Below are 11,459 nucleotides of genomic sequence, written 5' to 3' on the forward strand. Positions count from 1 at the left end.
CGCCTCCCCCGGCCACCGCCGGGGGAGGCGACGGGCGCGGAGGTCAGGCCCGGCCGCCCCGCTTCGCGGCGTGGTTCGCGCGGCCCTCCGCCGCCTTGGCGCGCCAGTCGCGGCGGATCTCCGCCCGCAGGCGGGCGTCCGTCTTGGCCACGATGCGCTGGTTCTCGCGCAGCAGCTTGCGGTAGCTCTCCAGGCGCCGCTCGGGGAGCGCCCCGTCGGCCACCGCCGCCCGCACCGCGCACCCCGGCTCGGCCTGGTGGGCGCAGTCGTGGAAGCGGCAGTCCGCGGCGTAGTCCTCGATCTCCGAGAACACCTGCCCCACCCCCGCCTCCGCGTCGAAGAGCCCGACGCCCCGCAGACCCGGGGTGTCGATCAGGACGCCCCCGCCCGGGAGGGCGAGCAGGTTGCGGGTGGTGGTGGTGTGGCGGCCCTTGCCGTCGACCCCGCGGGTGGCCCGGACGTCCATGACGTCTTCTCCGAGGAGGGCGTTGGCCAGCGTGGACTTGCCCGCGCCGGAGATCCCGAGGAGCACGCTCGTCCCGTCGGACACGACCGCCGAGAGGACGTCCGTGCCCTCGCCGGTGTGGGAGGAGACGGTCAGGACCTGGACGCCGGGCGCCGCGGTCTGCACGTCCTGGACGAGGTGGCCGAGGGTGTCCGGGTCCGGGACCAGGTCGGCCTTGGTGAGGACGACCAGCGGCTGGGCGCCCGACTCCCAGGCCAGGGCGAGAAAGCGTTCGATCCGGCCGAGGTCGAGCTCGACGGCCAGCGAGACCGCGATGATCGCGTGGTCGACGTTGGCCGCGAGGATCTGCCCCTCGGAACGCTGCGAGGAGGTGGACCGCACGAAGGCGGTGCGGCGCGGCAGGTACGCCTTCACGTAGCGGGGGTTGCCGGTCGCCTCGACGGCGGCCCAGTCGCCCGTGCAGATGACCCGGAGCGGGTCGTGGGGGGTGACGAAGGCGGTGTCGGCGCGGACGGCGCCCCGCTCCGTCATGAGGTCGCACTGGCCGCGGTCCACGCGGACGACCCGGCCGGGAAGGAGTCCTTCGGCGGCGTACGGGGCGAACTCGGCGGCCCAGGCCTCGTCCCAGCCGTAGGGGGCGAGGGCGTGCGGCTGGGCGGAAAGGGAGGAAGAGAGAGTCAAGGGGAACCCTTCACAGGGTGGCCCCGGCAGGGTGCGCGCGGCGGCGCACGAAGAGGTGTGAGGTCAGCCGGAGACCACGGGGGCGGAAACGAAGACGAACTCCTGAACGCGGGCGGCACCCGTCACCGTGACAGTCATCGACGTTCTCACCTCCTGTGGGGATCTCGGCGAGCCAACGAGGCTCTTCCGGAAGGCGGTTGTGCCCCGCTCTTCCGCACTCCGGCACCATAGCCCGGTCCAGGAGAACCGCACCACCGAATTAATCCCCGGGTGCGGCCGCCAGCCCGTGCCGGAAGGCGTAGCGGACGGCCTGGGCGCGGTCGCGCACCCCGGTCTTGGCGAAGAGGTTGTTGATGTGCGTCTTGACGGTGGACTCGCCGATGGTGAGCCGGCGGGCGATCTCGGCGTTCGACCGGCCGTCGGCGATCAGGGCGAGCACCTCCCCCTCGCGCGCCGTCAGCCCGTCGGGCAGGCCGGTTTCCCGTGGCCGCGCGGGCGGTTCGGCGGCGACGGCGGCCGCGACGAGGCGTTCCTGGGCCGCCCGGCCGAGGCTGGTGGCGCCGGCGCGCACGTCCGCGAGGGCGCGGGCGATCTCCTGCGCGTCGGCGTCCTTGGTGAGGTAGCCGCGGGCGCCGGCCCTGAGGGCCTCGATGACGGAGGTGTCGTCGCTGTAGGTGGTGAGGACGACGACCCCGGTCGCGGGGTGGTTCCCGGTGATCAGCCGGGTGGCTTCCACGCCGTCCATGCGGGGCATGCGCAGGTCCATCAGGACCACGTCGGGGGCGTGTTCGGCGACGAGCCGGACGGCTTCGGCGCCGTCGGCGGCGGAGGCGACCACCTCGGTGCCGGGGAGCAGACCGAGCAGCAGGACCAGCCCCTCCCGTACGACGGTCTGGTCGTCGGCCACGACCACGCGGATCGGGGCGTCGCTCTCGTTCACGGTGCGAGGGGTCCTTCCAGGCGGACGCGGAAGCCGGTGCCGTGCGGTCCGGCGTCGAGTGAGGCTCGGATGAGTGCGGCCCGTTCGGCCATGCCGACGAGGCCGTATCCGCCGCCGGTGGCGGCGTACGGCGCGGCTCCGGTGCCGCCGGAGTCGGTGACGCACAGCTCGTAGCGCCCGTCGGCGCAGCCGAGGGTGATCTCGACGCGGGCGCCGGCGGCGTGCTTGCGCGCGTTGGTCAGGGCCTCCTGGGCGGTGCGGACGACGGCGAGCGCCGCCTGGGGCGGCAGCGGGCACGGCCCGGGGCCGAAGGTGAGGGCGCAGGCGGCTCCCGTCGTGCGGCGGTACTCCTCGGCGAGGGCGGTGAGGGCCTCGCGCGGGGCCGGGGTGTCGCCGCGCAGCACGGCGACGGCCCGGCGGGTCTCCTCCAGTCCGCCCTTGGCGAGGGCGCGGGCCCGCTCCACGAGGACCCCGGCCTCGTCGTAGCGGCCGGCCTCCAGGGTCAGCCGGGCGCTCTCCAGGTGGATGAGCTGGGCGGAGAGGGAGTGCGCGAGGATGTCGTGGACCTCGCGGGCCACGTGGGCCCGTTCGGCGAGCAGGGCGCGCTGGCGTTCGGACTCGGCGGCGGCTCGCCGGGAGCGGCCGGCCCGGATGTAGGCGAACATCCCGCAGAGGCCGACGACGTTCCACAGCTCGACCGGGTCGCGTCCGCGCCCCAGGGTGACGGCGACGGCCGCGGCCGCGGCCGTGGCGAGGAGGACGGCGGCGGGGACGGCCCCGAGGCGGGCGGCGGCGAAGCCGCACACGGCGAAGAGGAGGACCACCCAGGGGGTGGCGGGCGCCAGCAGACCGGTGGCGGTGGCGGCGGCCAGGGCGGCGGCGAGCACGGCCGCCCCGGTGCGGGGCCTGCTGTCGAGGAGGGCGACGCCGAGCAGGGTCAGGCCGAGGCCGGCCAGCCCGCAGGCGAGGGCCGCGGCGCCGGGCGGGGGCGTGAGCAGGCCGTGTACGAACCAGACGAGCAACGCCGCCTGGACGGCGACCCTGACGTGGGCGTCGGTGGGCAGGGGCAGGGTGCGGGGCGACATCCCCGCCCACTGTAGCCAGCCCTTCTCCGGGAGCGCGCGGTGCATCGCGACGGCCCTCACACCGCCGCGGGGATCCGGTGGGCGCGGGCGGCCAGGGACAGGCCCTGGGCCAGGATCCAGGTCGCGAGGGTCACCAGCAGGGCCCCGTTCCCGACGGGGACGCCGGCCGCGGCCCCGAGGAGGGCGAGGCCCGCCCGGGTGGCGAGGGAGAGCCCGAACAGGGCGAGGACGGCGCGGTTGCCCTTGGCCCAGAGGGTGCCGTCGGGTTCGCGCCACAGGGTCATGGCGCGGCCCATCAGCAGACCGGTTCCGGCGGCCGCGGCGATCCCAGCGGCGAGCAGGACCGCGCTGAGCACCGGGTGGGCGGGGGTGACCAGTCCCCCCTCGGCGACGCCGACGGCGGCGAGGATCGCGGGCAGCACCCAGAGGCGGTCCTGGTCCTTGACGGGCCGTCCGCCGAACCTGCGTACGAGGACGAAGGCGACGACCAGCGCGATGACGAGAACACGTGCGATATCCATGCCCTTCACGCTAGGAACGGGCCGCGTCCCTGTGATCGGCGCCGGGGTGGATCCCGGGTGGAGGTTCCCTCTCCACCCACGGGTGGAGAGGGGGCGCCGACGCCGGGCCGGTCAGTGTTTGCGCAGGCGGGAGGTGTAGTCGTCGGGCGGCAGGAAGTTCGACCAGCGCTCGGGGAACTCCGAGGGCATCCCGGCGTCCTCGTCGTCCTCGGACTCCCCCTCGGCCAGGGCCCGCCAGGCGGCGGCGCGGGCGACGAGCTGGGCGGCCTCGGCCTCGCGGGCGCGTTCGTTGGCCTCGCGGGCGGCGGCGGTGGCCACCGAGGGCCAGACGCGGTCGATGGCGGCGTTGACGGCGGCGCCGACGAGCACCGCGAAGGCGGAGATCCCGATCCACAGCAGGACCGCGACGGGCGCGGCCAGCGAGCCGTAGATGGTGGGTCCCTCCATGGTGTTGGTCAGGTAGACCCGCAGCAGGAACGAGCCGAGCACCCACATGGCGAGGGCGACGAGCGCGCCCGGGGCGTCCTCGATCCAGGGCGAGCGGACGGGCACGGAGACGTGGTAGAGCGTGGTCAGGAAGGCGATGGAGAGCAGGGTGACCACCGGCCAGTAGAGGACGGCGATCACCTCGGTGCTCCAGGGCACCAGGCGGACGACGGCGTCGGGGCCGACCACCATCAGGGGCAGCACGACCGCGCCGATCACCAGGGCGATGACGTAGAGGAGGAAGGCCAGCAGCCGGGTCTTGACGATGCCGCGCCGGCCGTCGAGCCCGTACATGACGGTGATGGTGTCGATGAAGACGTTGACGGCGCGGGAGCCGGACCACAGGGCGAAGGCGAAGCCCAGGGAGATCAGGTCGGGGCGGCCCTCGCGGGTGACGTCGTCGAGCATCGGGCGGGCGATGTCGTTGACGCCCCGGTCGGACAGGACGGTGCCGACCGCGCGCAGGATGTTCTCCTCGATGCTGGCCACCGACTGGGTGTTCGTCCATCCGTCCACGTAGCCGAGGAGGCCGAGCAGGCCCAGGAAGAGCGGGGGCAGGGAGAGGAGCGTGAAGAAGGCGGCTTCGGCGGCGAGGCCGAGGATCCGGTACTCGATGCACGAGTTGACGGTGTCCTTGAGGAGCAGCCAGCCCATCTTGCGCTTGGAGACGTTGCGGTAGAGGACGCGGGCCCGGTGGAGCCTGCCCGGGCGTGCCGGGGTCCCCTCGGGTGTTTCTTTCGCTGGCTGCACGTCCTTACCGTAGCCGCATGGCAGCCACCACCCACACAGTCGGCAACCAGGCCCCTCCGCTCGTCGGGTACGAGGTCTACCTCGGAGACCGGGCGCTCACGGAGGGGGTGGAGCGGCACCTCGCGCAGGCGCCTCCCGGGGTCCGGGAGGAGGTGCGGCGGGAGCTCTCCGCTCTCGGACGCGCGGCGGGTTCGGCGCAGGCCCAGGAGTGGGGGCGGCAGGCGAACGAGAACCCACCGGTCCTGCGGACGCACGACCGCTACGGCAACCGGATCGACGAGGTGGAGTTCCATCCGGCCTGGCACCGGCTGCTGGGGCACGCGGTCGGCGCGGGGCTCACCGACGCCTGGGGGCGGCCGTCGGGGCATCTGCGGCGGGCGGCGGGCTTCTTCGTGTGGTCGCAGGCGGAGGCGGGGCACGGATGCCCGGTGTCGATGACGCACGCGGCGGTGCCGGCGCTGCGGGCGGATCCGGAGCTGGCCGCCCAGTGGGAGCCGCTGCTGACCGCGCACGTGTACGAGGAGGGGCTGCGGCCGGCCGGGGACAAGGCCGGGGTGCTGTTCGGGATGGCGATGACGGAGAAGCAGGGGGGCAGCGACGTACGGGCGAACACGACGGTGGCGGTGCCCCTGGACGCCGCCGGGGAGTACCTGCTGACCGGGCACAAGTGGTTCTGCTCAGCGCCGATGTCGGACGGCTTCCTGGTGCTGGCGCAGGCGGCCTCCTCGGGGAAGGAGAGGCTGACCTGCTTCCTGGTGCCGCGGGTGCTGCCGGACGGGACGCGCAACGCGTTCGCGGTCCAGCGGCTGAAGGAGAAGCTGGGGAACCGGTCGAACGCGTCGGCGGAGATCGAGTTCGACGGGACCTGGGCGCGGCGGGTGGGCGAGGAGGGGCAGGGGGTGCGGACCATCATCGGGATGGTCGCGGCGACCCGGCTGGACTGCGTGACCGGCTCCGCCTCGCTGATGCGGCAGGCGCTGACGCAGGCCGTCCACCACGCGGAGCACCGCTCTGCCTTCGGAGCACCGCTCATCGACCAGCCGCTGATGCGCAACGTCCTCGCAGACCTCGCCCTGGAGTCGGAGGCGGCGACCGCCCTGACCCTGCGCCTGGCTGCCGCGTACGACGCGGACACGGAGCAGGAGCGGGCGTTCCTGCGCCTGGCGGTGCCCGCGGCGAAGTACTGGGTGACCAAGCGCTGTACGCCGATGGTGGCGGAGGCACTGGAGTGTCTGGGGGGCAACGGCTACGTCGAGGAGTCCGGACTGCCGAGACTGCTGCGCGAATCGCCGGTGAACTCCATCTGGGAGGGTTCGGGCAACGTGCAGGCGCTGGACGTGCTGCGCGCCCTCCGCAGGGAGCCGCAGGCCCTGAACGCCTTCCTCCTGGAGATCGGCCTGGCCAGGGGCGCCGACCACAGGCTGGACGCGGCCGTCAGGCACCTGTTCACGGACCTCGCGGACCTGGAGGGGATCGAGGGCCGGGCCCGCCGGGTGGTGGAGCGCATGGCGCTGGTGCTGCAGGGTTCGCTGCTGGTGCGGTGGGCCCCGCCGGAGGTGGCCGACGCGTTCTGCGCGTCACGGCTCGGCGGCGACTGGGGGGCGGCCTTCGGGACGCTGCCGCACACCCTGGACCTGCGGGCGGTCGTGGCACGGGCGCGGATCGCGGGCTGAGCGCGGTCCCCTGACCGCTGCGGTTCGCGTGGTTCGCGGAGGTCCCCAAACCGCCCGTGACCGCGGGGCCGCGGCGGTCCCCAAACCACCGCGACCTTGAACCGTTCAGCGCCGGGATCCGAGCCCGTCCAGGTGGGACCGGGGGTGGCGCCGCGCCGACTCGGCACCACCCCTGGACCCAAGAGCCCCGAGGAAGGAGCTGTCACGCCGCTCTGCGGCGTGCCGATAGTTTCGGTCGCGCGACCGGGGGTTGGCGAGAGTTGCATACCGTTGCAACCCTTCGGTCCACAGGTGGTCGCAGGTGCCCGCCGCACGTGCCCGGGTAAGGGGCGCGTACGCCGGCCCCGGTGTCTTCCGCAGTACGTCCTGTTCAGCACGGGGAGGTTCCGGTGGCCAACACCGCAGGCAGCACGGTCGACGTGGCGCGCATCTCGGCCATGGACGCGCGGGAGGCCGCGCGTCTGCTCAAGGGAGTACGGGCGGCCGCGCTGGCCGGGGACCGCCTGCCGGCCTCCCCGCGCCCGGAGATCGCCGAGTCCTGGCGGCGGATGATGGCCGGCGGCGTCCACCCCGACCGGGACGCGCGGTCGCGGATGCTGTCGGCCGCCGAGACCGAGGAGCGGCGGCAGGTCTCGCCGCTGCGGGAGATCCTGCCGGTGCTGCGGGAGGGGCTGCTGCCCGCCCTGGACGAGTCCCTGCACATCATGGTCGTCGCCGACTCCGACGGCAGGCTGCTGTGGCGGGAGGGGCACAGCAGCATCCTGCGCAAGGCGGACCGGCTGGGTTTCGCGGTGGGGGCCGACTGGGACGAGTCCGTGGTCGGCACGAACGGGGTGGGGACCTCGCTCGTGACCCGGCGGCCGGTGCAGGTGTTCTCGGCGGAGCACTTCGTCTCCAGCCACCACGACTGGACCTGTGCCGGAGCCCCCGTGCACGACCCCCGGGACGGGCAGCTGCTGGGCGTGGTCGACGTGAGCGGGCCGCTGGCCACCATGCACCCGGCGACGCTGGCCTGGGTCAGCTCGGTGGCCCGGCTCGCCGAGCGGGAGCTGCGGGTGCGCCACCTGGAGTCCCTGGAGCGGCTGCGGACGGTGGCGGCCCCGCTGCTGGCCCGGCTGCCGGGGCGGGCCGTGGCCGTGGACCCGCACGGCTGGACGGCTGCGGTGACGGGGCTGGCGCCGGCGGACCGGGTGCAGCTGCCCAAGGCGCTGGGCCCCGGGCGGCTGTGGATCCCGCAGCTCGGCGACTGCGTCGCGGAGCCGCTGCCCGGCGGCTGGCTGCTGCGCCTGACGGAGTCCACGGCGGCGGCGGCCGCGAGCCGGGTGGTGCTGGACCTGAGCCGGCCCCGGTCCTGGTCGGCGACGGTGTACGGCGCCGCGGGCAGCTGGTCGCAGGAGCTGAGCCCGCGCCACGCGGAGCTGCTGTTCCTGCTGGCCGAGAGCCCGCGCGGGCGGACGGCGGCGGAGCTGGCGCAGGAGCTGTTCGGGGACCCCGGCCGTACGGTGACGGTGCGCGCCGAGCTCTCCCGGGTGCGGCGCCGCCTGGCGGGGGTGCTGAGCCACCGGCCGTACCGGTTCGCGGAGGACGTGGAGGTGGAGCTGATCCGCCCGCAGGACCCGGCCGGGCTGCTGCCGCACTCGACGGCCCCGGCGGTGGTCCGGGCCCGGCTGGGTCGCGGGGGTCCCCGGGGGACCCCGGGGCGGCGGCCGGGCGATGTGGTTCCCTGATGCGCATGAGCACCATCACCCTGACCACCTGGTCCCTGGAAATGACCTCGCCCGAGGACCTGGTCCCGGCGGCCGAGCCCGGCCCGGAGATCACCGTCCGCCGGGCCGAGGTCCCCTCGCCCGAGTTCAGCCGCTTCCTGTACGCCTCGGTGGGCCAGGACATCCACTGGACGGACCGGCTGTCGCTGACCCGCGCGGAGTGGGCGGCGCATCTGGACCGGCCGGGCGTGGAGACGTGGGTGGCGTACGACCGGGGCACCCCGGCGGGGTACATCGAGCTGGACCCGCAGCCGGACGGTGTGGTGGAGATCATGTATTTCGGGCTGCTGCCGGCCTTCCGGGGGCGCCGCATCGGCGGTCACCTCCTGACGCTGGGCACGGCCCGCGCGTGGGACCTGGCGCAGCGGTGGCCGGACCGGGAGCCCACCCGCCGGGTGTGGGTCCACACCTGCAGCCAGGACGGGCCGACGGCGATGGACAACTACCAGCGCCGCGGCTTCAAGGTCTTCAGGACGGAAACGGAAGAGAAGCAGGACACCCCCACCCCTGGCCCCTGGCCGGGCGCCTGAGCCCTGGCCGGGCCTCCGCCCTTGTCCGGGCCTCCGCCCCGCCCGCAGCGCATGCGGAACCTCCGTACGGCGTGACCCCCGTCACGCCGTCCCACGATCCGGGACGAGTTCGTCCGGATCGTGGACACTAGTGGACTCCTCCAATCGGCCCGTGACACGCTTCGGCCATGAATGGAGCTGGAATCGCCTTGGTGAGTCGACGTCACGTCGACCTCGGCCGCATGTCCAGCGCCATGTGTCCGGCGAGCTGACGGAACCAGCCACCGCCGCACGTCGCCGCCGTCCCCGCCGCCGCGGACGCGTCGACCACCTGCAAGCCCCCTGAAGGCCGAACGCCGCCCCCGCGCGCCGGTAACCCCGGCAAAGGGGCGGAAATCGGCCGCACCTGCTCGGAGATACCAGCGTGACAGGGGCGCCCCGCCGCTCCCCTGCCCTGCCTCCAGCCGTTGAAGAAGGACGTACCCTCCATGGCCGCCACCCCCGAAACGCCCGCAGCCGCCCCCGCAGCCGCCGCGCGCCGCAAGACCGGCCGTCACCGCGGTGAGGGCCAGTGGGCCGTCGGACACCACACGCCCCTCAACGGCAACGAGCAGTTCAAGAAGGACGACGACGGTCTCAACGTGCGGACGCGCATTGAGACGATCTACTCCAAGACGGGCTTCGACTCGATCGACCCCAACGACCTGCGCGGCCGTATGCGCTGGTGGGGCCTCTACACCCAGCGCAAGCCCGGGATCGACGGCGGCAAGACCGCGATCCTGGAGCCGGAGGAGCTGGACGACAAGTACTTCATGCTGCGCGTCCGCATCGACGGCGGCCGGCTGACCACCGAGCAGCTCCGCGTCATCGGCGAGATCTCCGAGGAGTTCGCGCGCGGCACCGCCGACCTCACCGACCGCCAGAACGTGCAGTACCACTGGATCCGGATCGAGGACGTCCCCGAGATCTGGCGCCGCCTGGAGGCCGTCGGCCTGTCCACCACCGAGGCCTGCGGTGACACGCCCCGCGTCATCCTCGGCTCGCCGGTCGCCGGCATCGCCCAGGACGAGATCATCGACGGCACCCCCGCCATCGAGGAGATCTACCGGCGCATCGTCGGCAACAAGGACTTCTCCAACCTGCCCCGCAAGTTCAAGTCCGCGGTCTCCGGCTCGCCGCTGCTCGACGTGGCGCACGAGATCAACGACATCGCCTTCGTCGGCGTGAACCACCCGGAGCACGGCCCCGGCTTCGACGTCTGGGTCGGCGGCGGCCTGTCCACCAACCCCAAGCTGGGCGTCCGCCTGGGCACCTGGGTCTCGCTCGACGAGGTCCCGGACGTCTACGAGGGCGTCATCTCGATCTTCCGCGACTACGGCTACCGGCGCCTGCGCACCCGCGCCCGCCTGAAGTTCCTGGTCGCCGACTGGGGCGCGGCCAAGTTCCGCCAGGTGCTGGAGGACGAGTACCTGAAGCGCAAGCTGACCGACGGCCCCGCCCCCGAGCAGCCCAGCGGCCAGTGGCGCGACCACGTCGGCGTCCACCAGCAGAAGGACGGCAAGTTCTACGTCGGCTTCGCCCCGCGCGTCGGCCGCGTGGACGGCGCCACCCTGACCAAGATCGCGGACATCGCCGAGCAGCACGGCTCGGGCCGCCTGCGCACCACCGCCGAGCAGAAGATGATCGTCCTCGACATCGAGGCCGACCGGGTCGACTCCGTCGTCGCGGCCCTGGAGGCGCTGGACCTGCGGGTCAAGCCGTCCCCGTTCCGCCGCGGCACGATGGCCTGCACCGGCATCGAGTTCTGCAAGCTGGCCATCGTCGAGACCAAGGGCCGCGGCGCGTCCCTGATCGACGAACTGGAGCGGCGCCTGCCGGACTTCGCCGAGCCGCTCACCATCAACATCAACGGCTGCCCCAACGCCTGCGCGCGCATCCAGGTGGCGGACATCGGTCTCAAGGGCCAGCTGGTCCTGGACGACGAGGGCAACCAGGTCGAGGGCTACCAGGTCCACCTGGGCGGCGCCCTGGGCCTGGAGGCCGGCTTCGGCCGCAAGGTCCGCGGCCTCAAGGTCACCTCGGCCGGACTGCCCGACTACGTCGAGCGGGTCGTCACGCGCTTCTCGGAGCAGCGTGAGGACGGCGAGCGCTTCGCCGCCTGGGTGTCCCGCGCGAAGGACGAGGACCTGTCGTGAGCGAGCGCGCCGCACCGTTCTACTGCCCGTACTGCGGCGACGAGGACCTGTTTCCCCATGAGACGGGCCACGGCGCCTGGGAATGCAGGGCCTGCAACCGGGCCTTCCAGCTGAAGTACCTCGGGCTGCTGGCACGGGGTGTCCGGACCGACACCGCTGGAGGGGACGAGATATGACCACGGTTCAAGACACGCGTCTCACGGAGCTGAAGGAACTCGCCGAGCGGGCGGGCCGGGAGCTGGAGGACGCCTCCGCCCTGGAGATCCTCACCTGGGCCGCCGACACCTTCGGCACGAAGTTCTGCGTGACCTCCTCGATGGAGGACGCGGTGGTCGCCCACCTCGCCTCCCGTGCCTTCCCCGGCGTGGACGTGGTGTTCCTGGACAC

11 protein-coding genes and 1 pseudogene are annotated in these 11,459 nt (G+C 73.6%); 7 read left to right on the forward strand and 5 right to left on the reverse strand.

The window, feature by feature from the left end:
• Positions 1 to 43: 43 nt before the first annotated feature.
• The 5 genes from rsgA to WDV06_RS33645 form a co-directional block, all read right to left on the reverse strand.
• Positions 44 to 1,147 (reverse strand): ribosome small subunit-dependent GTPase A, encoded by a 1,104-nt coding sequence (rsgA, locus tag WDV06_RS33625; RefSeq protein ID WP_395513613.1) that lies wholly within the window; start codon positions 1,145 to 1,147, stop codon positions 44 to 46.
• Between the two features lie 259 nt (positions 1,148 to 1,406).
• Positions 1,407 to 2,087: a response regulator gene (locus WDV06_RS33630; protein ID WP_395513614.1), complete on the reverse strand. Its 681-nt coding sequence runs from the start codon at positions 2,085 to 2,087 to the stop codon at positions 1,407 to 1,409.
• Positions 2,084 to 3,172 (reverse strand): sensor histidine kinase, encoded by a 1,089-nt coding sequence (locus tag WDV06_RS33635; RefSeq protein WP_395513615.1) that lies wholly within the window; start codon positions 3,170 to 3,172, stop codon positions 2,084 to 2,086. Before WDV06_RS33635 ends, WDV06_RS33630 begins: the two co-directional genes overlap by 4 nt.
• 56 nt (positions 3,173 to 3,228) lie before the next feature.
• Positions 3,229 to 3,693 carry a DUF1453 domain-containing protein gene (locus WDV06_RS33640; RefSeq protein ID WP_395513616.1) on the reverse strand — a complete coding sequence of 155 codons (465 nt, stop codon included), beginning with the start codon at positions 3,691 to 3,693 and terminating at the stop codon, positions 3,229 to 3,231.
• Between the two features lie 111 nt (positions 3,694 to 3,804).
• On the reverse strand, positions 3,805 to 4,929 hold the full coding sequence (locus WDV06_RS33645) for a YihY/virulence factor BrkB family protein (RefSeq protein WP_395513617.1): 1,125 nt from the start codon (positions 4,927 to 4,929) through the stop codon (positions 3,805 to 3,807).
• Between the two features lie 17 nt (positions 4,930 to 4,946).
• On the opposite strand from WDV06_RS33645, the gene WDV06_RS33650 reads away from it, so the two are divergent.
• The 7 genes and pseudogenes from WDV06_RS33650 to WDV06_RS33680 all read left to right on the forward strand — a co-directional run.
• Positions 4,947 to 6,602, forward strand: coding sequence for an acyl-CoA dehydrogenase family protein (locus WDV06_RS33650; protein ID WP_395513618.1), 1,656 nt, complete (start codon positions 4,947 to 4,949; stop codon positions 6,600 to 6,602).
• Positions 6,603 to 7,039: 437 nt separating this feature from the next.
• On the forward strand, positions 7,040 to 8,329 hold the full coding sequence (locus tag WDV06_RS33655; protein ID WP_395513622.1) for a GAF domain-containing protein: 1,290 nt from the start codon (positions 7,040 to 7,042) through the stop codon (positions 8,327 to 8,329).
• 5 nt (positions 8,330 to 8,334) lie between these two features.
• The gene (locus tag WDV06_RS33660) at positions 8,335 to 8,898 is read left to right on the forward strand and encodes a GNAT family N-acetyltransferase (protein ID WP_395513619.1); all 564 of its coding nucleotides are present in this window, start codon (positions 8,335 to 8,337) and stop codon (positions 8,896 to 8,898) included.
• A gap of 167 nt (positions 8,899 to 9,065) precedes the next feature.
• Complete coding sequence (locus WDV06_RS33665; RefSeq protein ID WP_344166751.1) at positions 9,066 to 9,149, forward strand: putative leader peptide; 84 nt, start codon at positions 9,066 to 9,068, stop codon at positions 9,147 to 9,149.
• A 216-nt stretch (positions 9,150 to 9,365) separates the two neighbouring features.
• Positions 9,366 to 11,072, forward strand: coding sequence for a nitrite/sulfite reductase (locus tag WDV06_RS33670; protein WP_395513620.1), 1,707 nt, complete (start codon positions 9,366 to 9,368; stop codon positions 11,070 to 11,072).
• Positions 11,069 to 11,248 carry a hypothetical protein gene (locus tag WDV06_RS33675; RefSeq protein WP_395513621.1) on the forward strand — a complete coding sequence of 60 codons (180 nt, stop codon included), beginning with the start codon at positions 11,069 to 11,071 and terminating at the stop codon, positions 11,246 to 11,248. The genes WDV06_RS33670 and WDV06_RS33675 overlap by 4 nt, the downstream gene beginning before the upstream one ends.
• Positions 11,245 to 11,459, forward strand: a pseudogene (locus WDV06_RS33680) (phosphoadenylyl-sulfate reductase); the annotation flags it as partial. The gene WDV06_RS33675 and the pseudogene WDV06_RS33680, both read left to right, overlap by 4 nt.

The sequence above is a fragment of the Streptomyces racemochromogenes genome, assembly GCF_044129415.1.
In the GTDB taxonomy this organism is placed as follows: Bacteria; Actinomycetota; Actinomycetes; order Streptomycetales; family Streptomycetaceae; genus Streptomyces; species Streptomyces racemochromogenes_A.

Coding starts and splice junctions, on each gene's coding strand:
- WDV06_RS33635 (WP_395513615.1), bottom strand. CDS start 3,172: ATGTCGCCCCGCACCCTGCCCCTGCCCACCGACGCCCACGTCAGGGTC.
- WDV06_RS33640 (WP_395513616.1), bottom strand. CDS start 3,693: ATGGATATCGCACGTGTTCTCGTCATCGCGCTGGTCGTCGCCTTCGTC.
- WDV06_RS33650 (WP_395513618.1), top strand. CDS start 4,947: ATGGCAGCCACCACCCACACAGTCGGCAACCAGGCCCCTCCGCTCGTC.
- WDV06_RS33655 (WP_395513622.1), top strand. CDS start 7,040: ATGGACGCGCGGGAGGCCGCGCGTCTGCTCAAGGGAGTACGGGCGGCC.
- WDV06_RS33660 (WP_395513619.1), top strand. CDS start 8,335: ATGAGCACCATCACCCTGACCACCTGGTCCCTGGAAATGACCTCGCCC.
- WDV06_RS33665 (WP_344166751.1), top strand. CDS start 9,066: ATGAATGGAGCTGGAATCGCCTTGGTGAGTCGACGTCACGTCGACCTC.
- WDV06_RS33670 (WP_395513620.1), top strand. CDS start 9,366: ATGGCCGCCACCCCCGAAACGCCCGCAGCCGCCCCCGCAGCCGCCGCG.